Source organism: Pseudomonas sp. CROZ-RG-20F-R04-15, from assembly GCF_022662375.1.
Taxonomy (GTDB): domain Bacteria; phylum Pseudomonadota; class Gammaproteobacteria; order Pseudomonadales; family Pseudomonadaceae; genus Aquipseudomonas.
The window spans coordinates 206806-230087 of record NZ_JAKNQL010000009.1 but is presented as its reverse complement, the minus strand read 5'-3'; the positions used below and the strand labels follow the sequence as shown (position 1 = coordinate 230087).

28 protein-coding genes are annotated in these 23282 nt (G+C 60.9%); 17 read left to right on the top strand and 11 right to left on the bottom strand.

All coding sequences use genetic code 11. The annotated features are described in order from the left end of the window. Positions 1–76 precede the first annotated feature (76 nt). Positions 77–1111 carry a type IV pilus twitching motility protein PilT gene (locus L8H52_RS15925; protein ID WP_007953348.1) on the bottom strand — a complete coding sequence of 345 codons (1035 nt, stop codon included), beginning with the start codon at positions 1109–1111 and terminating at the stop codon, positions 77–79. Between the two features lie 56 nt (positions 1112–1167). On the opposite strand from L8H52_RS15925, the gene L8H52_RS15920 reads away from it, so the two are divergent. The 10 genes from L8H52_RS15920 (at position 1168) to L8H52_RS15875 (ending at position 8290) form a co-directional block, all read left to right on the top strand. Beyond that, positions 1168–1854, top strand: coding sequence for a YggS family pyridoxal phosphate-dependent enzyme (locus L8H52_RS15920; protein WP_242207789.1), 687 nt, complete (start codon positions 1168–1170; stop codon positions 1852–1854). A 23-nt stretch (positions 1855–1877) separates the two neighbouring features. Then, the gene (gene proC, locus L8H52_RS15915) at positions 1878–2696 is read left to right on the top strand and encodes a pyrroline-5-carboxylate reductase (protein ID WP_242207788.1); all 819 of its coding nucleotides are present in this window, start codon (positions 1878–1880) and stop codon (positions 2694–2696) included. 10 nt (positions 2697–2706) lie between these two features. Next, positions 2707–3297: a YggT family protein gene (locus L8H52_RS15910; protein WP_221732387.1), complete on the top strand. Its 591-nt coding sequence runs from the start codon at positions 2707–2709 to the stop codon at positions 3295–3297. Continuing rightward, on the top strand, positions 3294–3590 hold the full coding sequence (locus L8H52_RS15905) for a DUF167 domain-containing protein (RefSeq protein WP_007913642.1): 297 nt from the start codon (positions 3294–3296) through the stop codon (positions 3588–3590). Before L8H52_RS15910 ends, L8H52_RS15905 begins: the two co-directional genes overlap by 4 nt. Before the next feature lie 330 nt (positions 3591–3920). Next, a complete protein-coding gene (locus tag L8H52_RS15900) occupies positions 3921–5060 on the top strand; it encodes a homoserine O-acetyltransferase (protein ID WP_242207787.1) in 1140 nt (379 codons plus the stop codon). A 7-nt stretch (positions 5061–5067) separates the two neighbouring features. Further along, positions 5068–5688, top strand: coding sequence for a methionine biosynthesis protein MetW (gene metW / locus L8H52_RS15895; RefSeq protein ID WP_242207786.1), 621 nt, complete (start codon positions 5068–5070; stop codon positions 5686–5688). Between the two features lie 26 nt (positions 5689–5714). Further along, positions 5715–6149 carry a DUF4426 domain-containing protein gene (locus L8H52_RS15890; RefSeq protein WP_242207785.1) on the top strand — a complete coding sequence of 145 codons (435 nt, stop codon included), beginning with the start codon at positions 5715–5717 and terminating at the stop codon, positions 6147–6149. After that, positions 6146–6742, top strand: a complete 597-nt coding sequence (gene rdgB, locus L8H52_RS15885) for an RdgB/HAM1 family non-canonical purine NTP pyrophosphatase (protein WP_007913634.1) — start codon at positions 6146–6148, stop codon at positions 6740–6742. Before L8H52_RS15890 ends, rdgB begins: the two co-directional genes overlap by 4 nt. Beyond that, positions 6739–7944 carry a radical SAM family heme chaperone HemW gene (hemW, locus tag L8H52_RS15880; RefSeq protein WP_242207784.1) on the top strand — a complete coding sequence of 402 codons (1206 nt, stop codon included), beginning with the start codon at positions 6739–6741 and terminating at the stop codon, positions 7942–7944. Before rdgB ends, hemW begins: the two co-directional genes overlap by 4 nt. Positions 7945–7966: 22 nt before the next feature. Continuing rightward, positions 7967–8290, top strand: coding sequence for a DUF3392 domain-containing protein (locus L8H52_RS15875; RefSeq protein ID WP_007913629.1), 324 nt, complete (start codon positions 7967–7969; stop codon positions 8288–8290). Between the two features lie 134 nt (positions 8291–8424). On the opposite strand, the gene trmB is transcribed toward L8H52_RS15875, so the two are convergent. The 4 genes from trmB to L8H52_RS15855 form a co-directional block, all read right to left on the bottom strand. Next, entirely contained in the window at positions 8425–9150 is a 726-nt protein-coding gene (trmB, locus tag L8H52_RS15870) for a tRNA (guanosine(46)-N7)-methyltransferase TrmB (RefSeq protein WP_201231625.1), read from the bottom strand. A gap of 9 nt (positions 9151–9159) precedes the next feature. Further along, positions 9160–9954, bottom strand: a complete 795-nt coding sequence (locus L8H52_RS15865; RefSeq protein WP_016983239.1) for a thiazole synthase — start codon at positions 9952–9954, stop codon at positions 9160–9162. Positions 9955–10014: 60 nt separating this feature from the next. Next, entirely contained in the window at positions 10015–10215 is a 201-nt protein-coding gene (thiS, locus tag L8H52_RS15860) for a sulfur carrier protein ThiS (protein WP_122604433.1), read from the bottom strand. A 71-nt stretch (positions 10216–10286) separates the two neighbouring features. Next, positions 10287–10667, bottom strand: coding sequence for a DUF423 domain-containing protein (locus L8H52_RS15855; RefSeq protein ID WP_242207783.1), 381 nt, complete (start codon positions 10665–10667; stop codon positions 10287–10289). 74 nt (positions 10668–10741) lie between these two features. Between L8H52_RS15855 and mtgA the strand changes: the two genes are divergently transcribed. Further along, on the top strand, positions 10742–11464 hold the full coding sequence (gene mtgA, locus L8H52_RS15850; protein WP_242207782.1) for a monofunctional biosynthetic peptidoglycan transglycosylase: 723 nt from the start codon (positions 10742–10744) through the stop codon (positions 11462–11464). A 114-nt stretch (positions 11465–11578) separates the two neighbouring features. Here mtgA and rpoH read toward each other — a convergent pair whose 3' ends face one another. The 4 genes from rpoH to ftsY form a co-directional block, all read right to left on the bottom strand. After that, entirely contained in the window at positions 11579–12433 is an 855-nt protein-coding gene (rpoH, locus tag L8H52_RS15845; RefSeq protein ID WP_007913617.1) for an RNA polymerase sigma factor RpoH, read from the bottom strand. Between the two features lie 115 nt (positions 12434–12548). Then, on the bottom strand, positions 12549–13574 hold the full coding sequence (gene ftsX / locus L8H52_RS15840) for a permease-like cell division protein FtsX (protein ID WP_099757424.1): 1026 nt from the start codon (positions 13572–13574) through the stop codon (positions 12549–12551). Beyond that, positions 13571–14242 carry a cell division ATP-binding protein FtsE gene (gene ftsE / locus L8H52_RS15835; RefSeq protein ID WP_008065082.1) on the bottom strand — a complete coding sequence of 224 codons (672 nt, stop codon included), beginning with the start codon at positions 14240–14242 and terminating at the stop codon, positions 13571–13573. Before ftsE ends, ftsX begins: the two co-directional genes overlap by 4 nt. Next, positions 14239–15810: a signal recognition particle-docking protein FtsY gene (gene ftsY, locus L8H52_RS15830; RefSeq protein ID WP_242207781.1), complete on the bottom strand. Its 1572-nt coding sequence runs from the start codon at positions 15808–15810 to the stop codon at positions 14239–14241. The genes ftsE and ftsY overlap by 4 nt, the downstream gene beginning before the upstream one ends. On the opposite strand from ftsY, the gene L8H52_RS15825 reads away from it, so the two are divergent. The 6 genes from L8H52_RS15825 to L8H52_RS15800 all read left to right on the top strand — a co-directional run bounded on the left by L8H52_RS15825 (position 15809) and on the right by L8H52_RS15800 (position 21503). Beyond that, on the top strand, positions 15809–16003 hold the full coding sequence (locus L8H52_RS15825; protein WP_025112092.1) for a hypothetical protein: 195 nt from the start codon (positions 15809–15811) through the stop codon (positions 16001–16003). The two genes, ftsY and L8H52_RS15825, sit on opposite strands and share 2 nt — an antisense overlap. Before the next feature lie 152 nt (positions 16004–16155). Further along, positions 16156–17511, top strand: coding sequence for a pitrilysin family protein (locus L8H52_RS15820; RefSeq protein ID WP_242207780.1), 1356 nt, complete (start codon positions 16156–16158; stop codon positions 17509–17511). Next, positions 17504–18991 (top strand): pitrilysin family protein, encoded by a 1488-nt coding sequence (locus tag L8H52_RS15815; RefSeq protein ID WP_242207779.1) that lies wholly within the window; start codon positions 17504–17506, stop codon positions 18989–18991. Before L8H52_RS15820 ends, L8H52_RS15815 begins: the two co-directional genes overlap by 8 nt. After that, positions 18991–19605, top strand: a complete 615-nt coding sequence (gene rsmD, locus L8H52_RS15810; RefSeq protein ID WP_242207778.1) for a 16S rRNA (guanine(966)-N(2))-methyltransferase RsmD — start codon at positions 18991–18993, stop codon at positions 19603–19605. The genes L8H52_RS15815 and rsmD overlap by 1 nt, the downstream gene beginning before the upstream one ends. 63 nt (positions 19606–19668) lie before the next feature. Next, on the top strand, positions 19669–20664 hold the full coding sequence (locus L8H52_RS15805; RefSeq protein WP_242207777.1) for a hydrolase: 996 nt from the start codon (positions 19669–19671) through the stop codon (positions 20662–20664). Beyond that, complete coding sequence (locus L8H52_RS15800) at positions 20661–21503, top strand: AraC family transcriptional regulator (RefSeq protein ID WP_242207815.1); 843 nt, start codon at positions 20661–20663, stop codon at positions 21501–21503. Before L8H52_RS15805 ends, L8H52_RS15800 begins: the two co-directional genes overlap by 4 nt. Before the next feature lie 101 nt (positions 21504–21604). Here L8H52_RS15800 and L8H52_RS15795 read toward each other — a convergent pair whose 3' ends face one another. Next, complete coding sequence (locus L8H52_RS15795) at positions 21605–22459, bottom strand: sulfurtransferase (RefSeq protein ID WP_242207776.1); 855 nt, start codon at positions 22457–22459, stop codon at positions 21605–21607. Positions 22460–22491: 32 nt separating this feature from the next. Further along, on the bottom strand, positions 22492–23163 hold the full coding sequence (locus L8H52_RS15790) for a TetR/AcrR family transcriptional regulator (RefSeq protein WP_007913599.1): 672 nt from the start codon (positions 23161–23163) through the stop codon (positions 22492–22494). Positions 23164–23282: the final 119 nt, after the last annotated feature.

Genomic DNA, 23282 nt, shown 5'->3' with positions numbered 1-23282 from the left:
CTCCGCGTCCGCTTCGGCAGGGACGCAGAGCGTCCCGGGCTGCATTCCTTTGCTGCGCGTGGGAACGATCACTCCCTCAGAAATTATCCGGCGTACGCGCCTTCTCTCGCGCATGCTCGCGGCTGATCAAACCCTTGGTCACCAGATCCTTCAGGCACATGTCCAGTGTCTGCATCCCCAACGACCCACCGGTCTGAATCGCCGAATACATCTGCGCCACCTTGTCCTCGCGGATCAGGTTACGGATCGCCGACGTCCCCAGCATGATCTCGTGCGCCGCCACCCGCCCGCCGCCGATCTTCTTGATCAGCGTCTGCGAAACCACCGCCAGCAACGACTCCGACAGCATCGAGCGCACCATCGACTTCTCGTCACCGGGGAACACGTCCACCACCCGGTCGATGGTTTTCGCTGCAGATGTGGTGTGCAGCGTGCCGAACACCAAATGCCCGGTTTCGGCGGCGGTCAGCGCCAGGCGAATGGTTTCCAGATCGCGCATCTCGCCTACCAGTATCACATCCGGGTCCTCGCGCAGCGCCGAGCGCAAAGCCGTGGCGAAACTGCGGGTATCACGATGGACTTCGCGCTGATTGATCAGGCATTTGCGCGATTCGTGGACGAATTCGATCGGGTCTTCAATGGTCAGGATGTGGTGATGGCGATGGGTATTGAGGTAATCGATCATTGCCGCCAGCGTGGTCGACTTGCCGGAACCGGTCGGCCCGGTCACCAGCACCAGCCCGCGCGGCGCATCGGTGATCTTGCGGAAGACGTCGCCCATGGCCAGGTCTTCCATGCTCAGCACCTTCGACGGAATCGTACGAAACACTGCCCCGGCGCCACGGTTCTGGTTGAAGGCATTGACCCGAAAGCGCGCGACACCGGGGACTTCGAAGGAAAAGTCGGTTTCCAGATGTTTCTCGAAGTCGACCCGCTGGGTGTCGTTCATGATGTCGTAGATCAATTCGTGCACTTGCTTGTGATCCAGCGCTGGCAGATTGATCCGCCGCACATCGCCATCGACACGGATCATCGGCGGCAGACCGGCCGACAGGTGCAGGTCGGAAGCGCCTTGTTTGGCGCTGAAGGCCAGCAGTTCAGTGATATCCATAGCGCTCCTCAATTCCAGTAGAATGCCGCGAACCTTCAGACCGCTGGCGCCTCTTGATGTCCACGATAGCAGACAACATTCAACTGGTTAGTTCGCGCATCCAGGCAGCGGTAAAAGCTGCAAACCGCGCTGAAAACAGCGTCCAGCTGCTCGCCGTGAGCAAAACCAAACCCGCTGAAGCCCTGCGCGAAGCCTATGCCGCCGGCCTGCGCGACTTTGGCGAGAACTATCTGCAGGAAGCCTTGAGCAAACAGCTCGAACTGGCGGATCTGCCCTTGATCTGGCACTTCATCGGCCCCATTCAATCGAACAAGACTCGTGCGATTGCCGAGCATTTCGACTGGGTGCACTCCGTGGATCGCCTGAAAATCGCTCAACGCCTGTCCGAACAGCGCCCGGCCGAACTGCCGCCGCTGAATATCTGCATTCAGGTCAACGTCAGCGGTGAGGCCAGCAAATCCGGTTGCACGCCGGCTGACCTGCCGGCATTGGCCGCCGCGATCAGCGCACTGCCACGGCTGAAACTGCGCGGCTTGATGGCAATTCCCGAGCCGACCGACGATCGCGCCGAGCAAGACGCGGCCTTCGCCGCTGTGCAGAAATTGCAGGCGAGCCTCGATTTGCCGCTCGACACACTTTCCATGGGCATGAGCCACGACCTCGAGTCGGCCATTGCCCAAGGCGCCACCTGGGTGCGTATCGGTACGGCCCTGTTTGGCGCCCGCGATTATTCCCAATCTTGAACGTTTCCAGATAAGGACCACACATGAGCAACACACGTATTGCGTTTATCGGTGCGGGCAACATGGCGGCCAGTCTGATCGGCGGCCTGCGCGCCAAAGGTCTGGAAGCTGCCCACATCCGTGCCAGCGATCCGGGCGAAGAAACCCGCGCCAGGGTCAGCGCTGAACACGGCATCGAGACCTTCGCCGACAACGCTCAGGCCATCGACGGCGTCGATGTGGTCGTACTGGCGGTCAAGCCGCAGGCGATGAAATCCGTGTGCGAGGCGATTCGCCCGAGCCTGAAACCGAATCAACTGGTGGTATCGATTGCCGCCGGCATCACTTGCGCAAGCATGACCGCGTGGCTCGGCGAGCAGCCGATCGTGCGCTGCATGCCGAACACCCCGGCGCTGCTGCGTCAGGGTGTCAGCGGTTTGTACGCGACCAGCGAAGTGACCGCCGAGCAACGTCAGCAAGCTGAAGAGCTGCTGTCCGCTGTCGGCATCGCCCTGTGGCTGAACGAAGAACAGCAACTCGATGCGGTGACCGCTGTGTCCGGCTCCGGCCCGGCGTATTTTTTCCTGCTGATCGAAGCCATGACCGCCGCCGGCGTCAAACTGGGTCTGCCAAAGGACATCGCCGAGCAACTGACTCTGCAAACGGCGCTGGGCGCGGCACACATGGCCGTCTCCAGCGATGTCGATGCTGCCGAACTGCGTCGTCGCGTGACCTCGCCAAACGGCACCACGGAAGCTGCAATCAAATCATTCCAGGCCAATGGCTTCGAAGCCCTGGTCGAAACCGCACTCGGCGCCGCCGCGCACCGCTCGGCCGAAATGGCCGAACAACTGGGCAAATAAGGAGCCTTACATGATTGGATTGAACACTGCAGCGGTTTACGTGCTGCAAACCCTCGGCAGCCTGTACCTGCTGATCGTGCTGCTGCGCTTCGTCCTGCAACTGGTACGGGCAAACTTCTACAACCCGCTGTGCCAGTTCATCGTCAAAGCCACCCAGCCGCTGCTCAAGCCACTGCGCCGGATCATCCCGAGCCTGTTCGGCCTCGACATGTCGTCGCTGGTATTGGCGATTCTGGTGCAACTGGCGTTGATGGCGCTGACCTTGCTGCTGACTTACGGCACCACCGGTAACCCGCTGCAACTGTTCATCTGGTCGATCATCGGCGTAACCGCGCTGTTCCTGAAGATCTTCTTCTTCGCCCTGATCATCAGCGTGATCCTCTCGTGGGTCGCGCCGGGCAGCCACAATCCGGGCGCTGAGCTGGTCAACCAGATCTGCGAGCCGGCCCTGGCACCGTTCCGCCGCTTCCTGCCGAATCTTGGTGGTCTGGACCTGTCGCCGATCTTCGCCTTCCTCGCGCTGAAGCTGATCGACATGCTGGTGATCAATAATCTGGCGGCGATGACGATGATGCCGGAAATCCTCCGACTGCTGATGTGAGCTGGTTCCGTTGGGACGGTGACGACTTGATCCTCGAGTGTCACCTGCAACCGGCAGCCCGCAGCGATGACTTCGCCGGGCTGCACGGCGATCGTCTGAAAATTCGCCTGACTGCGCCGCCGGTCGAGGGCAAGGCCAATGCTTATCTGATGGGCTTTCTGGCCAAAGCGTTCGGGGTTTCCAAGAGCCAGGTCAGTTTGCTCAGCGGTGAGTTGAACCGGCAGAAGCGCGTGAAGATCTGCTCGCCGAAGAAGTTGCCGGATCTGCCGGGGTTGGTTGGGCGCTTGTCTTGAGTTTTGCGGCGCCTGTACCCCTCACCCCAGCCCTCTCCCCCTGGAGAGGGAGCCGATCTATGGTGTTTTCAAAACCTGAGTTCGACTCGATAGCTCAGGTCGGCGTATCTCGAACATCCACCCCAGTCAGTCACCTCTTCCTCCGGGAGAGGGAGCCGATTTGGGTGGTTTTCAAAACCTGAGTTCAACTCGATAGCTCAGGTCGGCGTAGCTCAAAAGAACACCTCGGTCGGTCCCCTCTACCTCTGGGAGAGGGTTAGGGTGAGGGCTGCTTGCCGCTAACCCCCCCGGTCTTTAGACTTACGCCTCATTTCAACGAGAGCAGGGTCGATGCCAACTGCCTTTCCCCCCGATTCTGTTGGTCTGGTGACGCCGCAAACCGCGCACTTCAGCGTTCCGCTGGCGCTGGCCTGTGGCCGTTCGCTGAGCGCCTATGACCTGATCTACGAAACCTACGGCACGCTGAACGCGCAAGCGAGCAACGCCGTGCTGATTTGCCACGCCTTGTCCGGCCATCACCACGCCGCCGGTTATCACAGCGTCGACGACCGCAAGCCCGGTTGGTGGGACAGCTGCATCGGCCCCGGCAAACCAATCGACACCAACAAGTTCTTCGTGGTCAGCCTGAACAACCTCGGCGGCTGCAACGGTTCCACCGGCCCGAGCAGCGTCAACCCGGAAACCGGCAAACCGTTCGGCGCCGACTTCCCGGTGCTAACCGTGGAAGACTGGGTGCACAGCCAGGCGCGTCTCGCTGACCTGCTCGGCATCGGCCAGTGGGCGGCGGTGATCGGCGGCAGCCTCGGCGGCATGCAGGCGCTGCAATGGACCATCACTTATCCGGATCGCGTGCGGCACTGCCTGGCCATCGCCTCGGCACCGAAGCTGTCGGCGCAAAACATCGCCTTCAACGAAGTCGCGCGTCAGGCGATACTCACTGATCCGGAATTCCACGGCGGTTCTTTCCAGGAAGCCGGCGTGATCCCCAAACGCGGCTTGATGCTGGCGCGCATGGTCGGCCACATCACTTACCTGTCCGACGATTCGATGGGCGAGAAATTCGGCCGTGGCCTGAAGAGCGAAAAGCTCAACTACGACTTCCACAGTGTCGAGTTCCAGGTTGAAAGCTACCTGCGTTATCAGGGCGAAGAGTTCTCCGGACGCTTCGACGCCAACACCTATCTGTTGATGACCAAGGCGCTGGACTACTTCGATCCGGCGGCGAACTTCGACGATAACCTGGCGAAAACCTTTGAAAACGCCACGGCCAAGTTCTGCGTGATGTCGTTCACCACCGACTGGCGTTTCTCCCCGGCCCGTTCGCGCGAACTGGTGGATGCGTTGATGGCGGCGCGCAAAGACGTCAGCTATCTGGAAATCGACGCACCACAGGGCCACGACGCCTTCCTGATTCCGATCCCGCGCTACTTGCAGGCGTTCGGCAATTACATGAACCGCATCACGCTGTGAGAAAGCCATGAGAGCTGATCTGGAAATCATCCAGGAATGGATCCCCGCCGGCAGCCGCGTCCTCGACCTCGGTTGCGGTGACGGCGAGCTGCTGACCTGGCTGCGCGACAACAAGAATGTCACCGGTTATGGCCTGGAAAACGACGCCGAGAACATCGCCGAGTGCGTGGCCAAGGGCATCAACGTCATTGAGCAGGATCTGGACAAGGGGCTGGGCAATTTCGCCAGCAACAGTTTCGACATCGTCGTCATGACCCAGGCCCTGCAAGCCGTGCATTACCCGGACAAGATCCTCGACGAAATGCTCCGGGTCGGTCGCCAGTGCATCATCACCTTCCCGAACTTCGGTCACTGGCGCTGCCGCTGGTACCTGGCGAGCAAAGGCCGCATGCCGGTCTCCGAGTTCCTGCCATACACCTGGTACAACACGCCGAACATTCACTTCTGCACCTTCGAAGACTTTGAAGAACTTTGCCGCGAACGTGATGCGAAGGTCATTGATCGGCTTGCCGTGGATCAACAGCACCGTCACGGGTGGGCCAGTAAGCTATGGCCTAATCTGTTAGGTGAGATCGGTATCTACCGCGTCAGCAGCCCGCAGCTTGCAGACCACAAAATCGCGGTCTGAATCCCGGCATTTCGAGGAGCACGATCATGGGTCGTTTAGCATTGTTGTTATTGACTGCCTGCCTGAGCGCCAGCGCCATGGCGGCCGATGTCATCAAGGGTGAGCGTCAGGAAACCTTTGGCGACGTCACGGTGCACTACAACACCTTCAACTCGACGTACCTGCAACCGGACATCGCCAAGGCGGCGGAGCTGATCCGCAGCAAGAATCAGGGCGTGATCAATGTCTCGGTAATCAAGGACGGCAAACCGCTGGTCGCCAACGTCACCGGCACGGTCAAAGACCTGACCAGCCAGAGCGTGCCGCTGAATTTCAAGCAAGTCACCGAGCAGGGTGCGATCTACTACATCGCCCAATACCCGGTGCCTCAGCAGGAAACCCGCACCTTTGAAATCAAGGTGCAGAACGGCGACAAGATCAACACCATCAATTTCAACCAAGAACTCTTTCCCGGCGAATGATGAACATCAAGCAGCTCGTACTGGCCAGCCATAACGCCGGCAAACTCAAAGAACTTCAGGCCATGCTCGGCGAATCGGTGCAACTGCGCTCGATTGGCGAGTGGAGCAAGGTCGAGCCGGAAGAAACCGGTCTGTCGTTCGTCGAGAACGCGATCCTCAAGGCGCGCAATGCCGCACGCATTTCCGGGTTGCCGGCGCTGGCCGACGATTCCGGTCTGGCGGTGGATTTCCTCGGCGGTGCGCCGGGCATCTATTCGGCGCGTTATGCCGACGGCAAAGGCGATGCAGCCAACAACGCGAAACTGCTCGATGCGCTGAAGGATGTGCCGCAAGCCGAGCGCGGTGCGCAGTTCGTTTGCGTGTTGGCGCTGGTGCGTCACGCCGATGATCCGTTGCCGATCCTCTGCGAAGGCTTGTGGCACGGGCGCATCCTCACCGCTGCCAGCGGCGAGCACGGTTTCGGTTATGACCCGCTGTTCTGGGTGCCGGAACGTGACGTCTCCAGCGCCGAGCTGAGCCCGGCGGACAAGAACCAGATCAGCCACCGCGCCCGTGCAATGGATCTGCTGCGCCAGCGTCTGGGCTTGAAATGACCCGTGACTCTTCTGCGCCGTCGCTGATTGTCGGCGGCGCCACTTCTTCGCCTCGGGCACCGTTACCAACGCTGCCGCCCCTGGCGCTGTACATCCACATCCCGTGGTGTGTGCGCAAATGTCCGTATTGCGACTTCAACTCGCATACTGCCAGCCCGGTGTTGCCGGAGCAGGAATACGTCGACGCCCTGCTGGCCGATCTCGATCAGGATCTTCACGCTGTTTACGGCCGTGAAATCAGTTCGATCTTCTTTGGTGGCGGCACGCCGAGCCTGTTCAGCGCCGAAGCCCTCGGGCGGCTACTGGAAGGCGTCGAGCAGCGCATTCCGTTTGCCGACGACATCGAAATCACTCTGGAAGCCAATCCCGGCACCTTCGAGCAAGAGAAGTTCGTCGCCTATCGCAAGTTGGGGATCAATCGCCTGTCGATCGGTATCCAGAGCTTCCAGCAGGAAAAGCTCAAAGCGCTGGGCCGCATTCACAACGGTGACGAAGCCGTGCGCGCGGCCGGTATGGCGCGTCAGGCCGGGTTCGATAACTTCAACCTCGACTTGATGCACGGTTTGCCCGATCAGTCGCTGGACGATGCCTTGAGCGATTTGCGCCAGGCTATCGAACTGAATCCGACGCACATTTCCTGGTATCAACTGACGCTGGAACCGAACACGGTGTTCTGGAACCAGCCGCCGGTGCTGCCGGAAGACGACACGCTGTGGGACATTCAAGAAGCCGGGCAAGCGCTGCTGGCTGAACACGGTTACGCGCAGTATGAAGTCTCGGCTTATGCACAGGCCGGGCGTCCGGCGCGGCATAACCTCAATTACTGGAGTTTTGGCGACTTCATCGGCATCGGCGCGGGTGCCCACGGCAAGCTGAGTCATCCCGACGGGCGCATCGTGCGTACCTGGAAGACCCGTCTGCCGAAGGACTACCTCAACCCGGCAAAAAGCTTCCAGGCTGGCGAAAAAGCGCTGACCAACGACGAGATGCCGTTCGAGTTTCTGATGAACGCCTTGCGCCTGACCGCGGGCGTCGAATCGCGCCTGTATCCGGAGCGCACTGGTCTATCGCTGGAAAGCCTCGCCGAAGGCCGGGCAGCGGCAGAACAAAGCGGTCTGTTGCAGGTCGAACCGTCACGTCTGGCGGCCACCGAGCGCGGACAGCTGTTTCTCAACGACTTGCTGCAACAATTTCTGAACTGATTTCAGTGTTAAGGGAAAACGCATGGATTTGATACTCGACCTGCTCGCCACCGTCTCCCGCTGGAGCCGCAGCAACCTCTCGGAAATCGCTCTGGCCCTGGTGGGCTGCCTGCTGGTGCTGTTCGGCGCTGACTTCAAAGGCTGGGTCGAACAGCGCCTGGGCAGCATCGCCGGCGCCCTGCGCGTGCCGCTGATGGCACTGCTGTGCGTGATCGGCAGCGGCGCCGCACTGATCTACGCCACGCCGTGGGTGATCAAGGGTCTGAGCCAGTTCAACAACTACAGCCTGGCGCCGGTGTTGTTGGTGGTGCTGGTGCTGATCGGCGTCGTAGCTGACCGCCGCTGATTTTTCGGCCGCTTTTGATCGTTCCCATGCTCCGCGTGGGAATGCCTCAATGGACGCTCTGCGTCCGCTGTGGGACGCAGAGCGTCCCGGGCAGCATTCCCACGCAGAGCGTGGGAACGATCATAGCGTGATACTTAGGACTGCTTTTCGAACTTCAGGTCCCATACGCCATGGCCAAGACGTTCGCCGCGGCGTTCGAACTTGGTGATCGGGCGTTCGGCCGGGCGTGGCACGCACTTGCCGTCTTCGGCGAGGTTGCGATAGCCCGGCGCGACGTTCATCACTTCCAGCATGTATTCGGCGTACGGTTCCCAGTCGGTGGCCATGTGCAGAATGCCGCCGACCTTCAACTTGCTGCGTACCAGCTCAGCGAACGAGGCCTGAACGATACGGCGCTTGTGGTGGCGGCTCTTGTGCCACGGATCCGGGAAAAACAGCATCAGGCGATCGAGGCTGTTGTCGGCGATGCAGCGGTTGAGCACTTCGATCGCGTCGCAATCGTAGACCCGCAGGTTGGTCAGGCCCTGAGTCAGCACGCCATTGAGCAGCGCGCCGACACCCGGGCGGTGCACTTCAACGCCGATGAAGTCCTGATCCGGTGCCGCCGCTGCCATTTCCAGCAGCGAGTGGCCCATGCCGAAACCGATCTCCAGCGAGCGCGGTGCCGAACGGCCGAACACTTGATCGTAATCCACCGGCGCGTCAGCCAGCGGCAGCACGAACAGCGGCGTGCCTTGATCCAGACCTTTTTGCTGGCCTTCGGTCATGCGCCCGGCGCGCATCACGAAACTCTTGATGCGGCGGTGTTGGCGCTCGTCGCCCTCTTCCGTCTGGATAGGCGTGTCGTTCGATTCAGTCATCAATGGCTCTTACTTGATCAGACCATCCAGCGGCGAGGAGGCGCTGGCATAGAGTTTTTTCGGCATACGGCCAGCGAGGTAGGCCAGACGGCCTGCAACGATGGCGTGTTTCATGGCTTCAGCCATCATCACCGGCTGCTGGGCGTGGGCGATGGCCGAGTTCATCAGCACCGCATCGCAACCCAGTTCCATGGCGATGGTCGCGTCGGACGCAGTGCCGACACCGGCATCGACCAACACAGGGATCTTGGCTTCTTCGAGGATGATCTGCAGGTTGTACGGGTTGCAGATCCCCAGACCGGAACCGATCAGACCGGCCAGCGGCATCACCGCGATGCAGCCGATTTCCGCCAGCTGGCGGGCGATGATCGGGTCATCGCTGGTGTAAACCATCACGTCGAAACCTTCCTTGACCAGCGTTTCGGCGGCTTTGAGGGTTTCGATGACGTTAGGGAACAGAGTCTTTTGGTCAGCCAGCACTTCCAGCTTGACCAGGTTGTGACCGTCGAGCAGCTCACGGGCCAGGCGGCAGGTGCGCACGGCTTCGATGGCGTCGTAGCAACCGGCGGTGTTCGGCAGGAAGGTGTAGCGCTGGGGCGAGAGCACGTCGAGCAGGTTCGGCTCGCCTTCGATCTGGCCCAGGTTGGTGCGGCGCACGGCGAAGGTGACGATCTCGGCACCCGAGGCTTCGATGGCCTGACGGGTTTCTTCCATGTCACGGTACTTGCCGGTACCGACCAGCAAACGCGACTGGTAAGTACGACCGGCCAGCACAAAAGGCTTGTCGCTACGAACGATGCTCATGGGGAATCCTCTTTAGGAGTGAGGGTCTTGCAGAATTCTGTGCCCTTGCGGGCCGCCCGATCAGCCGCCGCCGATGGCGTGCACGACTTCGACGTTGTCACCGTCATTGAGCGTGGTGTCGGCATGCTGGCTGCGCGGAACGATATCCAGATTGAGTTCGACTGCCACCCGGCGTCCGGTCAGTTCCAGACGGGTGATCAGGGCCGCAACGGTCTCGCCGTCGGGCAGTTCAAGGGATTCGCCGTTCAATTGAATGCGCATGCACAACGCCGCCATCATTTTTAGGGGCTGGCATTCTAGCCCGATCATGACCTAAAGGTCAGCACCAAGCGTCAAGCGGTTGGTTGCAGGCGCCAGGCGGCGAGCCCCAGGCACAGCCAGCCGACCAGAAATGCCAGGCCACCGAACGGGGTGATGATGCCGAGCTTGCTGATACCGGTCATGGTCAGCACGTACAGGCTGCCGGAGAACAGCAGGATGCCGACGGCGAACGACACGCCAGCCCAAGCGACCAGTCTGCCCTGAATCTGCGTGGCCAACAGCGCCACACCGAACAGCGCCAGGGTGTGCACCAATTGATAGGTGACGCCGGTGTGGAAAATTGCCAGATACTCGGGTGTCAGGCGGTTTTTCAGGCCGTGGGCTGCGAATGCGCCCAAAGCGACCCCGGTAAAACCAAAAAAAGCGGCCAGCATCAAAAAGCTACGCAGCATTGGGAACTCCAGTCAGACGCAATCGGCAGGGTCTGTATAATGGCCCGCTCCACCGGTTCGGCCAAGCCATCTCTATGCTGCGTACTATTTTCCGTCGTCTCACGAAGGCCCTGCTCTGGTTCGCGGGTGGCAGCATCTTGCTGGTGCTGGTGTTCCGCTTCGTGCCGCCGCCGGGCACGGCGTTGATGGTCGAGCGCAAAGTCGAATCCTGGATCGATGGCGAGCCGATTGACCTGCAACGTACCTGGAAGCCATGGGACGAGATCTCCGACGACCTCAAAGTCGCGGTCATGGCCGGTGAGGATCAGAAATTTCCCGAGCATTGGGGCTTTGACTTCAGTGCGATTCAGGCCGCGTTGGCGCACAACGAGCTCGGTGGATCGATTCGCGGCGCCAGCACCTTGAGTCAGCAGGTTTCGAAAAACCTGTTTCTGTGGGCCGGGCGCAGCTATCTGCGTAAAGGCCTGGAAGCGTGGTTTACCGCGTTGATCGAGATTTTCTGGCCCAAGCAGCGGATTCTTGAGGTGTACCTGAACAGCGTCGAGTGGGATGACGGGGTATTTGGTGCAGAGGCTGCGGCCCGCCATCACTTTGGCGTGAGCGCGAAATCGCTGTCACGGCAGCAGGCGAGTTATCTGGCTGCCGTTTTGCCCAATCCGCGCGTATGGAGTGCGAGCCATCCGACCGCTTATGTGTCGCGTCGGGCCGGGTGGATTCGGCAGCAGATGAGTCAGTTGGGTGGGGATAGCTATTTGCTGGGGCTCAATGATTCGCGGCGGGCGCCGTGGTCTCGCTAACCAGTCACGAATCTTCCAAACCCTGAAGATCCCATGTGGGGGCCAGTACGTCCGCACAAATGAAAACGCCCCGATCATCGCTGATCGGGGCGTTTTTTATTGCCGAGGCGCCGGTTATGCGGCGATCGACAATTTGAGCTTGTTCATCGCGCTCTTCTCGAGCTGACGGATCCGCTCAGCCGACACGTTGTACTTCTGCGCCAGGTCGTGCAGCGTGGCTTTCTCTTCTGCCAGCCAGCGCTGGTAGAGGATGTCGCGGCTACGTTCGTCCAGCACTTCCAGCGCTTCGTGCAGGTTGCTGTTGGAGTTGTCGCTCCAGTCGGCATCTTCCAGTTGACGCGCCGGGTCGTACCGGTGGTCTTCCAGGTAGTTGGCCGGCGACTGGAAAGCGCTGTCGTCGTCGGCTTCAGCAGCCGGGTCGAAGGCCATGTCATGGCCGGTCAGGCGACTTTCCATCTCGCGCACTTCACGCGGTTCAACGCCGAGGCTTTCCGCCACACGGTGGACTTCCTCGTTGTTCAGCCACGCCAGACGTTTCTTCTGGCTGCGCAGGTTGAAGAACAGCTTGCGCTGGGCCTTGGTGGTCGCGACTTTCACAATGCGCCAGTTGCGCAGGATGAATTCGTGAATTTCCGCCTTGATCCAGTGCACGGCGAACGACACCAGACGCACACCCATTTCCGGGTTGAAGCGCTTCACGGCCTTCATCAGGCCGACGTTACCTTCCTGGATCAGGTCAGCCTGAGCCAGACCGTAGCCGGAATAGCTACGGGCGATATGTACGACAAAACGCAGGTGGGCGAGCACCATCTGCCGAGCCGCCCCCAAATCCTGCTCATAGTAGAGACTCTCGGCCAGTTCACGCTCCTGCTCCGGCGTCAGCAATGGAATGCTGTTGACGGTGTGCACGTAAGCTTCCAGGTTCGCACCCGGAACCAACGCATACGCAGGTTGCAAAGAATTGGTCATACGAAAAAACCTCCCACTTACATACTCGTGCCTCTCGGCACTGCGAAAAATTGACCGGGAATTCAAGTGCAAGTTCCCAAAAAAACCGCAAGGTCAATCACGCGCAAAAAAGATTCTACTTCGGCGCCAGCTCCCTGAGATGACGTGCGACTGCAATCCATGCACCGATATAACCCAACAGCACCGCGCCAAGCAAGAGCGACAGACCATCGGCAACTGGCACTCCGGCCAGCGCGAAATCACTGCCGTACAAGCCGGCCAGCCCAACCACCGCGTCGTTCAGCCAGTTCAGGCCGAACGCCAATACACCCCAGGACAACAGTCCCGCACCGAAGCCATACAACGCACCCATATAAAGGAAGGGACGTCGCACATAGCTGTCAGTGCCGCCGACGAGTTTAATCACTTCTATCTCGGTGCGGCGGTTTTCAATATGAAGACGAATGGTATTGCCTATCACCAAAAGTAATGCAGAAACCAAAAGCACCGTCAGACCGAAAACAAAACGGTCGCCAAGCTTGAGGATGGCAGCCAGACGCTCGACCCAGACTAGATCAAGTTGCGCCTGTTGTACCTTGGGCAGCTCGGAAAGTTTTTGTCTTAATGCTTCCAGCGTCGGCTTGTCGACTTCGTTCGGCGTCACCAGCACAACGCCCGGCAGCGGGTTCTCCGGCAGCTCGCGCAGGGCTTCACCCAGCCCGGACTGCTGCTGGAACTCTTCCAGCGCCTGATCACGGCCGACATATTCAGCATCAGCTACGCCGGGCATGCCTTTGATCTGTTCACGCAAAGACTCGCCCTGTTCCGGGCTGGCGTCGAGTTGCAGGTACAGCGAGATCTGCGCCGCTCGCTGCCACGAGCCGCCCAGACGCTCGACGTTGTTGAGCAGCAGCGACAAGCCCATCGGCAGGCTCAGCGCCACAGCCATCACCATGCAGGTGAAGAAACTGCCGATTGGCTGTTTGCCAAGGCGACGCAGGCTGTCGAGCAGGCTGGCGCGATGGCTTTCGATCCAGGCGCGGAACAGCGTGGCGAAGTCCGGGCCATCGTCTTCGTCGTGTTTTTTCTTCTTCGGTGGTTGCGGATCGGCGGCTTTCGGGGCCACGCGTTCGGAAACCTTCGGACTGCGTGTCGCACTCATTCTCCGGCCTCCCCGTCGCCAATCAATCGGCCGCGTTGCAGGGTCAGCATGCGGTGACGCATGCGCGCGATCAGTGCCAGGTCGTGACTGGCGATCAGCACGCTGGTGCCCAGACGGTTGATGTCTTCGAACACGCCCATGATTTCCGCCGCCAGACGCGGATCGAGGTTACCGGTCGGTTCGTCCGCCAGCAGCAAGGCCGGACGGTGAACGATGGCGCGAGCAATACCGACACGCTGCTGCTGACCGGTGGACAGGTCGCCCGGATACAGATCGGTTTTATCCGAAAGTGCCACGCGCTCCAGCGCCGAATCGACACGCTTGGCGATTTCGGCTTTGGACAGCCCGAGAATCTGCAGCGGCAACGCGACGTTGTTGAACACCGTGCGATCGAACAGCAACTGGTGATTCTGGAACACCACGCCGATCTGCCGGCGCAGGAACGGAATCTGCGCGTTGCTGATGGTGCTCAGGTCTTGCCCGGCCAACAGCAGTTTGCCGCTGGTCGGACGTTCCATCGCCAGCAACAGGCGCAACAGCGTGGATTTACCGGCACCGGAGTGGCCGGTGACAAACAAGAACTCGCCACGACGGACTCGAAAGCTCAGCTCATGCAAGCCGACGTGACCGTTCGGGTAGCGTTTACCGACCTGTTCGAAACGAATCATGAACGCTCCCGCTCGGCAAACAGTGCCTGGACAAAGGGTTCGGCTTCAAAGGTACGCAAATCGTCGATGCCTTCACCGACACCGATGTAGCGGATCGGCAGACCGAACTGCTTGGCCAGGGCGAAAATCACCCCGCCCTTGGCGGTGCCGTCGAGTTTGGTCAGCGCCAGCCCGGTCAGTTCGACGGTCTGGTTGAATTGCTTGGCCTGGTTGATGGCGTTCTGGCCAGTACCGGCGTCGAGCACCAGCAACACTTCGTGCGGCGCGTCGGCGTCGAGCTTGCCGATGACCCGGCGAACCTTTTTCAGTTCTTCCATCAGGTTGTCTTTGGTGTGCAGACGACCGGCGGTGTCGGCGATCAGCACGTCGATGCCACGTGCCTTGGCGGCCTGCACGGCGTCGAAGATCACCGAAGCCGAGTCGGCGCCGGTGTGCTGGGCGATCACTGGGATCTTGTTGCGCTCGCCCCAGACCTGCAATTGCTCCACAGCGGCGGCGCGGAAGGTGTCACCGGCGGCGAGCATGACTTTCTTGCCTTCCAGTTGCAGCTTCTTCGCCAGTTTGCCGATGGTGGTGGTCTTGCCGGCGCCGTTGACGCCCACCACCAGAATCACGAAAGGCTTGTTCTGCGAGACGATTTTCAGCGGTTGTTCGACCGGTTTGAGCATCGCGGCCAGCTCGGCCTGCAGGGATTTGTACAGCGCGTCGGCGTCGGCCAGCTCTTTGCGGGCAACCTTCTGGGTCAGGCGCTGGATGATCTGCGTGGTGGCTTCGACACCGACGTCGGCGGTGAGCAGACGGGTTTCGAGGTCATCAAGCAGATCGTCGTCGATGGTTTTGCGGCCAAGGAACAGGCTGGCCATGCCCTCGCCGATGCTGGCGCTGGTTTTCGACAGGCCTTGCTTGAGGCGAGCGAAGAAGCCGGCTTTGGTTTCTTCGGTACGCGGGGCTTCGATGGGCGTTTCGGCAACCACTTCAACCGGCACAACTGGCGCAGCGACAACCGGTGCAGGTGCAGGTGCAGGTGCAGGTGCAGGTGCAGGTGCAGGTGCAGGTGCAGGTGCAGGTGCAGGTGCAGGTGCAGGCTCGGGTTGTTGAACAACTGGTGCAACAAACACCGGCGCAACAGGCTCAACGACCACCGGCGCAGCTTCGACAACCGGCTCAACCACGGGCGCCGGAGCAACCTCTGGAACGAACGCAGCAGGCGCAGGAATCTCTGGGGTGATGTGCGGCGCGGTTTCTTCAACCAACGCCACCGGCTCTTCCGCCACCGGCAAGCTCAGCCACGGCTCAGGCGCCGGAGTCAGCGGCAGTTCAGCCGCCACTGGCACTTCTGGCTCAGGCTCAGGCTCAGGCTCGACCGGTTGCAACACCGGCTCGGCAATCGGCAGCACAATCGGTGCCGGCTCTTCTTCTATAACCGGAGCAGGTTGCGGCGCAGGCTCAGGAATCGCGGGCGGCTGTTCGACGACGGGTTCCTGCGGTTTCTTACGCAGCCATCCGAACAGGCTTTTCTTCTCGCCAGCCGCAGCTGGGGTCTTCTTGTCGTCGTTGGAACCAAACATGGAGGACGGCTATCTCACGGTAGCGACGCGCCATAAGGGCGCCCCGGCAAATAAATATTCGATGCAGAACAGACTGTGTTTCATCCAGCTTGTTCACGCGCAACATTTTGTCGAGGCGCCACAGGCACCTCAAAGGTCGATTAATACGAAGGACTGGAACGGCATCGTCGGCGAAAACGCAGAGTTTAGCTGACAAACTCAAAGCTTCTGCCGGGAACCCATACAACCTATCGACCGATCAGTGGCTTGATAGGCGTGGCCGCCAGTAAAACGGATCAGTATCCTAGCACCTCCTCGCCCGCCTAGGCTAAGACCAAGCGGGCAGCCCAACAGGTTAAAAAACGAATGAATGCTCTAGCCCGCCGCGCCGCAGGCCTGCTGCTCAGCACAGTCTGCCTGCCCCTTTCGGCCCTGGCGGCCGACCCGCAACCGACTCACGAATTCACCCTCGACAACGGCCTCAAGGTCGTCGTGCGCGAAGACCATCGCGCGCCAGTGGTGGTCTCGCAGGTCTGGTACAAGGTCGGCTCCAGCTACGAAACCCCGGGCCAGACCGGTCTGTCCCACGCGCTCGAGCACATGATGTTCAAGGGCAGCGAGAAAGTCGGTCCCGGCGAAGCGTCGCTGATCCTTCGCGACTTGGGCGCCGAAGAGAACGCCTTCACCAGCGACGACTTCACCGCTTATTACCAGGTGCTGGCTCGCGACCGTCTGGGCGTAGCCTTCGAACTGGAAGCCGACCGCATGGCCAATCTGCGCCTGCCGGCCGACGAGTTCGCCAAGGAAATCGAAGTTATCAAGGAAGAGCGCCGCTTGCGCACCGATGACAAGCCGATGTCCAAGGCCTACGAACGCTATAAAGCCATGGCCTACCCGGCCAGCGGCTATCACACGCCGACCATCGGCTGGATGGCCGACCTCGACCGCATGAAAGTCGAAGAGCTGCGCCACTGGTACCAATCCTGGTACGTGCCGAACAACGCCACGCTGGTCGTAGTCGGTGACGTTACTCCGGACGAAGTGAAAACCCTCGCCCAGCGCTATTTCGGCCCGATCGCCAAGCGCGACGTGCCACCGGCGAAAAAACCACTGGAACTGGCCGAACCCGGCGAACGCCAGATCACCCTGCACGTGCAGACGCAGTTGCCGAGCCTGATGCTTGGTTTCAACGTGCCGAGCATCGCCACCGCTGAAGACAAGCGCTCGGTCAACGCTCTGCGTCTGATCTCGGCGCTGCTTGACGGTGGTTACAGCGGGCGCATTCCGACGCAACTGGAGCGCGGCGAAGAGCTGGTCTCTGGCGGTTCGTCGAGCTACGACGCCTACACCCGTGGCGACAGCCTGTTCACCTTGTCGGCAACCCCGAACACGCAGAAGAAAAAGACCATGGCGCAGGCCGAGGCCGGTCTGTGGAAACTGCTGGAACAGCTGAAAACCACCGCACCTTCCGCCGAAGAGCTGGAACGCGTGCGCGCGCAAGTGATCGCCGGTCTGGTCTTCGAACGTGATTCGATCACCAGCCAGGCCACCGCGATCGGCCAACTGGAAACCGTCGGCCTGTCGTGGCAACTGATGGACACCGAACTCGCCGATCTGGAAAGCGTGACCCCGCAAGACATCCAGAACGCCGCCAAGCTGTATTTCACCCGCGAACGTCTCAGCGTCGCCCACGTCCTGCCACTGGAGACGACTCATGAGTAAGCGCAAATCCCCACGCCTGCTACTCGGCCTGATTGCCGTGGCGGTGATCGGCTCTGCCGCGCTGTACCTGTCGCCGGGCGCTGACAGCAATGCCAGCGAAGCCCTCGACAACGCCAAGACCAGCCAGAAGCTGCAATCACTGACCGAACTCGACGGCAAGGCCCCGGCCAGCCGCAAACTCGACGTGCAAACCTGGAACACCGCCGAAGGCGCCAAAGTATTGTTCGTCGAAGCCCATGAGCTGCCGATGTTCGACATGCGCCTGATCTTCGCCGCCGGCAGCAGCCAGGACGGCAGCGCATCGGGTCTGGCGGTGCTGACCAACGCAATGCTCAACGAAGGTGTCGCCGGTAAAGACGTCGGCGCTATCGCGCAAGGCTTCGAAGGCCTCGGTGCGGATTTCGGCAACGGCGCTTTCAAGGACATGGCGCTGGCCTCGCTGCGCAGCCTGAGTGCTGCCGACAAGCGTGAACCGGCACTGAAGCTGTTCGCGGAAGTGGTCGGCAAACCGACGTTCCCGGCCGACTCGTTCGCGCGCATCAAGAACCAGCTGCTCGCCGGTTTCGAATACCAGAAACAGAACCCCGGCAAACTCGCCAGCCTCGAGCTGATGAAGCGTCTGTATGGCGATCATCCGTACGCGCATTCGAGCGACGGCAACCCGCAAAGCGTGCCGAAGATTACCCTCACGCAACTGCGCGAGTTCCACGCCAAGGCCTACGCCGCTGGCAACGTGGTGATCGCGCTGGTCGGTGACTTGTCTCGCGCAGAAGCCGAGGCGATTGCCAATCAGGTCTCTTCTGCCCTGCCGAAAGGCCCGGCGCTGGCGAAGATCGCGCAGCCGCAGGAACCGAAGGCCAGCACTGGCCATATCGAATTCCCGTCGAAGCAGACCAACCTGATGCTCGCGCAACTGGGCATCGACCGTGACGACCCGGATTACGCGGCGCTGTCGATGGGCAACCAGATACTCGGTGGCGGTGGTTTCGGCACACGCCTGATGAGCGAAGTGCGCGAGAAACGCGGCCTGACCTACGGCGTGTACTCGGCTTTCAGCCCGATGCAGGCGCGTGGCCCGTTCATGATCAACCTGCAGACCCGCGCGGAAATGAGCGAAGGCACCCTGAAACTGGTGCAGGACGTACTCGCCGACTATCTGAAAACCGGGCCGACGCAGAAAGAACTCGACGACGCCAAACGCGAACTCGCCGGCAGCTTCCCGCTGTCCACTGCGAGCAATGCCGATATCGTCGGCCAACTCGGCGCGATGGGCTTCTATAATCTGCCGCTGAGCTACCTGGATGATTTCATGCGTCAGTCGCAAAGCCTGACCGTGGAACAAGTCCGCGACGCCCTGAACAAACACCTGAGCACGGACAAAATGGTCATCGTCACCGCGGGTCCAACCGTGCCGCAAAAGCCGTTACCGGCCCCATCTGATAAACCTGCCGAGCAACCGCTCGGGGTTCCGGAGCATTAATGGCGACTCGTTCCCCTAAGAAACCTGCGCACAACGTTCACAACGGTGTGAACCAGTTGCGCATCATTGGCGGCCAATGGCGCAGCCGCAAGCTGAGCTTCCCCGACGCGCCGGGCCTGCGCCCGACGCCGGATCGCGTGCGTGAAACCTTGTTCAACTGGCTCGCACCGTACGTTGAAGGGGCTAAGGTGCTTGATCCGTTCGCCGGCAGCGGCGCGCTGTTTCTCGAAGCATTGTCCCGTGGCGCGGCCATGGGTCAGGCGCTGGATGCCAGCAACATTGCGGTGTCCAGCCTGAAAGAACACCTCGGCACCCTGCGCTGCACCAACGGTCAGGTACAAACGGCTGATGCCCTGCGTTATCTGGAAACCCAGACCGCCAGCCCGTTCGACCTGGTATTCCTCGACCCGCCGTTCAATCAGAACCTGCTGCCGGCCGTTTGCACCTTGCTCGAAGAGCGTCAGTGGCTGGCCCCCGACTCGTGGATCTACACTGAAAGCGAAACGGCGCCATCGACGCTGGGCCTGCCGGGCAACTGGCGCCTGCACCGCGAACAGAAATCCGGCCGGGTTTACTACGCGCTGTGGCAACGTACGGCAGAGATCGCCGGTTAACCGACCGGTCTGAATCAGCGGCGTCCCTTCCAATGGGGTCGCCGCTCTGCATCGAGAACCATCGTGTCCGCCTCTTCAGAACGCTTCACCCCCGCCCTCGGCCTCGGCAATCCGCACCTGCAAACCTTGTGGGGGCCGCTGTGGCGCAAAACCGTGCATATCGAACGTGAACGCGAACGCCTGTGGCTTGAGGATGGCGACTTTCTCGACCTCGACTGGCACGGCCCGCACACCGCCGATGCGCCACTGGTGCTGGTGCTGCATGGGCTGACCGGCTCGTCCAATTCGCCTTATGTAGCGGGTATCCAAAAAACCTTGGCCGATCAAGGCTGGGCCAGTGTCGCGCTGAACTGGCGCGGCTGCTCGGGCGAACCGAATCTGCTGCCGCGCAGCTACCACTCCGGTGCCAGCGAAGACCTCGCTGAAACCATCAGGCACCTGCGCGCCAAACGTCCGTTGGCGCCGTTGTATGCCGTCGGTTATTCCCTCGGCGGCAACGTGTTGCTCAAGCATTTGGGCGAAACCGGCAGCGCCAGTGGTGTGCTCGGCGCTGTGGCGGTGTCGGTGCCGTTTCGGCTCGATCAATGCGCCGACCGGATCGGCCAGGGCTTTTCCAAGGTCTATCAGGCGCACTTCATGCGCGAGATGGTCGCCTACATCAAGAACAAGCAACGGCAGTTCCAGCATGACGGTCGCGAGGACGGCCTTGCGGCACTGGCAGCGCTTGGCTCGCTGGAAAACATGCGTACGTTCTGGGATTTCGATGGCCGGGTGACCGCGCCGCTACATGGTTTCAACGATGCCGAGGATTACTACCGGCGCGCATCGAGCCGCTATTTCCTCGGAGAGATCCGCACCCCGACGCTGATCATTCAGGCGGCGGACGATCCATTCGTATTCCCGCACAGCTTGCCCCAGGCCAGTGAACTGTCGGCCTCAACCGCATTTGAGTTGCAGCCACGCGGCGGTCACGTCGGTTTCGTCGACGGCTCAGTGCGCCAACCCGGCTACTACCTCGAACGCCGCATCCCGCAATGGCTGGCCAGCCTGCCCACATGAGCGATCAGGGCGAGTCGATCCGATTCTGGCAAACCGCGCCGCTGGCCGGGGTCGAATTGTTGTCGGCGCGCTACATCGAGCAGCGTTTCGCCCCTCATGTGCACGACGGCTTCGTGATCGGCATGATCATGGCCGGTGCCCAGCGCTACCGTTATCGCGGCGCCGAGCATCTGGCCGGCAGCGGCACGCTGGTACTGATCAATCCCGATGAGCTGCACACCGGGCACAAAGGTACCGAGGACGGCTGGCTGTACCGGGCGTTTTATCCCGACACCTCGCAAATCGTTTCACTGCTGGATGAGCTGGAGCTGTCCACCACCAACCTGCCGGCGTTCGGCGCCACGCTGTATAGGGATCCGGATCTGGTCAACGGCTTTGCGCAGTTGCACCGCCTGCTCGAAAGCCCGGCCACCGCGCTGCAGCAGCAAACGGTGTGGCGCGAAATGATGTTGCTGCTGTTGCAGCGCCATGCGGCAGTGCCGGTGCCCGGTCGGGCCGGCAAAGAACACCGCGCGGTGCTGTTAGGCAAAGAATTGTTGCACGCGCAACTGGCGGCGCCACCATCACTGGAAGAACTGGCGGCGGCGGTCAATCTATCGCCGTTCCATTTCGCCCGGGTGTTCCGCCGCGCTACCGGCATGCCGCCGCACACTTGGCTGATGCAGCAACGCATCGCTCAGGCGCGCGCACTTCTGCAACATGGCTGCCTGCCCGTGGAGGTCGCCACACAATTGGGGTTTGCCGACCAGAGCCATTTGAGCCGGCAGTTCAAGCAGGCTTATGGTGTCGGGCCAGCCGCGTATCGCAGTGCCCGACAATTTCCTTCAGACAACGAATAACCAATGTGGGAGCGAGCTTGCTCGCGAAAGCGGTGTGTCAGTCCAAGAAATAGTGGCTGACAGGACGCCTTCGCGAGCAGGCTCGCTCCCACAGGTATTGATTATTCGCCGGTGGCGATACCGCGCGAAGGCTCATTGATCCACTCACTCCACGACCCGGCATACAACGAGCCCAGCGGATATCCAGCCAGACCCAACGCGAACAGGTTGTGACACGCCGTCACGCCAGAACCGCAATAAGCCACCAGATCCGCTGGCGAACGCTCGCCGAGCTTCGCGGCAAAACGCTGCTTGAGTTGCTCCGCCGGCAGGAATCGCCCATCGCTGCCGAGGTTATCGGTGAACGCCGCGCACTGCGCACCGGGAATGTGCCCGGCCACCGGATCGATCGGTTCCACTTCACCCTTGAAGCGCGGTAAGGCGCGGGCATCGATCAAGGTCAACCCATGCTGGCCAAGACGCTTTTGCAATTTTTCGGCGCTGATCAGCAAGCTCATGTCCGGTTGACCACTGAAGTTGCCACGCGCAACCGTCGACGCATCCAGACTCAGCGGCAACCCCGCCGCGTGCCAGGCCTTGAGCCCGCCATCGAGAATGAACACGCCGTCGCGCTTGCCCAACCACGCCAGCAACCACCATGCCCGCGCGGCATAGGCACCGGGACCGTCGTCATACAGAACCACTTCGCTGTCATTGTTGATGCCCCAGGCTTGCAGACGCTCGATCAGCGCCGCCGGCTCGGGCAGTGGATGACGCCCGGTCACGCCTTTGACCACAGTGCCGCTGAGGTCACGCTCAAGATCAGCGAAGCTCGCCCCGGCAATGTGCCCTTCGGCATAGCTGCGCTGGCCGTAGTCCGGGTCTTCGAGGGCAAAACGACAATCGAGAATCACCAGCCCCGGCTGCGCCTTGCGGGCATCCAGTGCTTCGGGGCTGATCAGTTGCGCAATCGGCATAGCGGGCTCCTGAGGGATTTCAACAGAACGGTTTATTTCACGTCTTCAAGGGCCTGGGCCAGCGGCACGTAGAACTCCTCGAACAACGCATTGACCTCGTCACGCGCCTGCTCGGTGACAAACCCGGCTTCCAGCACCAGCACCTGGTACACGCCACGTTTAATGGCCTGCTCACTGAGGTGGTTGGAGTTTTCGCGGGTGGTGCACAGGAAGCGCACCCAGGATGTCAGGATGATCCAGGCGTTGAGGGTCAGGGATTCGATCTGCACGCGGTCCATATCGAGAATCCCGGCGGCGACAAAACCTTCGTAGATCGCCGCGCCCTGAATCACGCAGCGTTGGGAGAAGCGCCGATAACGGGCGGCCAGCTCTGGATCGCTGTCGAGCAGATGCTCGAGATCACGGTGCAGAAAGCGGTAACGCCACATCGCCGAGAGCAGTTCCTTGAGATAGAAACGCTTGTCTTCGACGGTCGCCGCACGCCCCTGCGGCGGGCGCAGAAAGCTGTCCACAAGGCTTTCGTACTCACTGAACAACACGGCGATGATCGCCTGCTTGTTGGGGAAGTGGTAGTACAGGTTGCCCGGAGAAATCTCCATATGGGCGGCAATGTGATTGGTGCTGATGCTGCGCTCGCCCTGCTGATTGAACAGCTCAAGGCTGTTCAGCACGATACGCTCGCTGGTTTTTATTCGTGGGGCCATGGCTTGAGCTTTAATTCAGAGTGCGTTGGGGGGCATCTTACGACCTAACCGGAAATGGATAAAACACTGCTGTGCAGGGAAGTCATTTGACTTTCTAGAGCATAGACTCTAAAAAGTTC

Bases quoted from the DNA above. Each gene is read 5' to 3' on its own strand.
- L8H52_RS15800 (WP_242207815.1), top strand. From the start codon at position 20,661: ATGAGCGATCAGGGCGAGTCGATCCGATTCTGGCAAACCGCGCCGCTG.
- L8H52_RS15795 (WP_242207776.1), bottom strand. From the start codon at position 22,459: ATGCCGATTGCGCAACTGATCAGCCCCGAAGCACTGGATGCCCGCAAG.
- L8H52_RS15855 (WP_242207783.1), bottom strand. From the start codon at position 10,667: ATGCTGCGTAGCTTTTTGATGCTGGCCGCTTTTTTTGGTTTTACCGGG.
- thiS (WP_122604433.1), bottom strand. From the start codon at position 10,215: ATGCGCATTCAATTGAACGGCGAATCCCTTGAACTGCCCGACGGCGAG.
- rdgB (WP_007913634.1), top strand. From the start codon at position 6,146: ATGATGAACATCAAGCAGCTCGTACTGGCCAGCCATAACGCCGGCAAA.
- metW (WP_242207786.1), top strand. From the start codon at position 5,068: ATGAGAGCTGATCTGGAAATCATCCAGGAATGGATCCCCGCCGGCAGC.
- ftsE (WP_008065082.1), bottom strand. From the start codon at position 14,242: ATGATTCGTTTCGAACAGGTCGGTAAACGCTACCCGAACGGTCACGTC.
- L8H52_RS15925 (WP_007953348.1), bottom strand. From the start codon at position 1,111: ATGGATATCACTGAACTGCTGGCCTTCAGCGCCAAACAAGGCGCTTCC.
- L8H52_RS15890 (WP_242207785.1), top strand. From the start codon at position 5,715: ATGGGTCGTTTAGCATTGTTGTTATTGACTGCCTGCCTGAGCGCCAGC.
- L8H52_RS15875 (WP_007913629.1), top strand. From the start codon at position 7,967: ATGGATTTGATACTCGACCTGCTCGCCACCGTCTCCCGCTGGAGCCGC.
- L8H52_RS15815 (WP_242207779.1), top strand. From the start codon at position 17,504: ATGAGTAAGCGCAAATCCCCACGCCTGCTACTCGGCCTGATTGCCGTG.
- proC (WP_242207788.1), top strand. From the start codon at position 1,878: ATGAGCAACACACGTATTGCGTTTATCGGTGCGGGCAACATGGCGGCC.
- L8H52_RS15920 (WP_242207789.1), top strand. From the start codon at position 1,168: ATGTCCACGATAGCAGACAACATTCAACTGGTTAGTTCGCGCATCCAG.
- ftsY (WP_242207781.1), bottom strand. From the start codon at position 15,810: ATGTTTGGTTCCAACGACGACAAGAAGACCCCAGCTGCGGCTGGCGAG.
- L8H52_RS15865 (WP_016983239.1), bottom strand. From the start codon at position 9,954: ATGAGCATCGTTCGTAGCGACAAGCCTTTTGTGCTGGCCGGTCGTACT.
- rpoH (WP_007913617.1), bottom strand. From the start codon at position 12,433: ATGACCAATTCTTTGCAACCTGCGTATGCGTTGGTTCCGGGTGCGAAC.
- L8H52_RS15910 (WP_221732387.1), top strand. From the start codon at position 2,707: ATGATTGGATTGAACACTGCAGCGGTTTACGTGCTGCAAACCCTCGGC.
- mtgA (WP_242207782.1), top strand. From the start codon at position 10,742: ATGCTGCGTACTATTTTCCGTCGTCTCACGAAGGCCCTGCTCTGGTTC.
- rsmD (WP_242207778.1), top strand. From the start codon at position 18,991: ATGGCGACTCGTTCCCCTAAGAAACCTGCGCACAACGTTCACAACGGT.
- ftsX (WP_099757424.1), bottom strand. From the start codon at position 13,574: ATGAGTGCGACACGCAGTCCGAAGGTTTCCGAACGCGTGGCCCCGAAA.
- L8H52_RS15820 (WP_242207780.1), top strand. From the start codon at position 16,156: ATGAATGCTCTAGCCCGCCGCGCCGCAGGCCTGCTGCTCAGCACAGTC.
- trmB (WP_201231625.1), bottom strand. From the start codon at position 9,150: ATGACTGAATCGAACGACACGCCTATCCAGACGGAAGAGGGCGACGAG.
- L8H52_RS15900 (WP_242207787.1), top strand. From the start codon at position 3,921: ATGCCAACTGCCTTTCCCCCCGATTCTGTTGGTCTGGTGACGCCGCAA.
- hemW (WP_242207784.1), top strand. From the start codon at position 6,739: ATGACCCGTGACTCTTCTGCGCCGTCGCTGATTGTCGGCGGCGCCACT.
- L8H52_RS15825 (WP_025112092.1), top strand. From the start codon at position 15,809: ATGGAGGACGGCTATCTCACGGTAGCGACGCGCCATAAGGGCGCCCCG.
- L8H52_RS15790 (WP_007913599.1), bottom strand. From the start codon at position 23,163: ATGGCCCCACGAATAAAAACCAGCGAGCGTATCGTGCTGAACAGCCTT.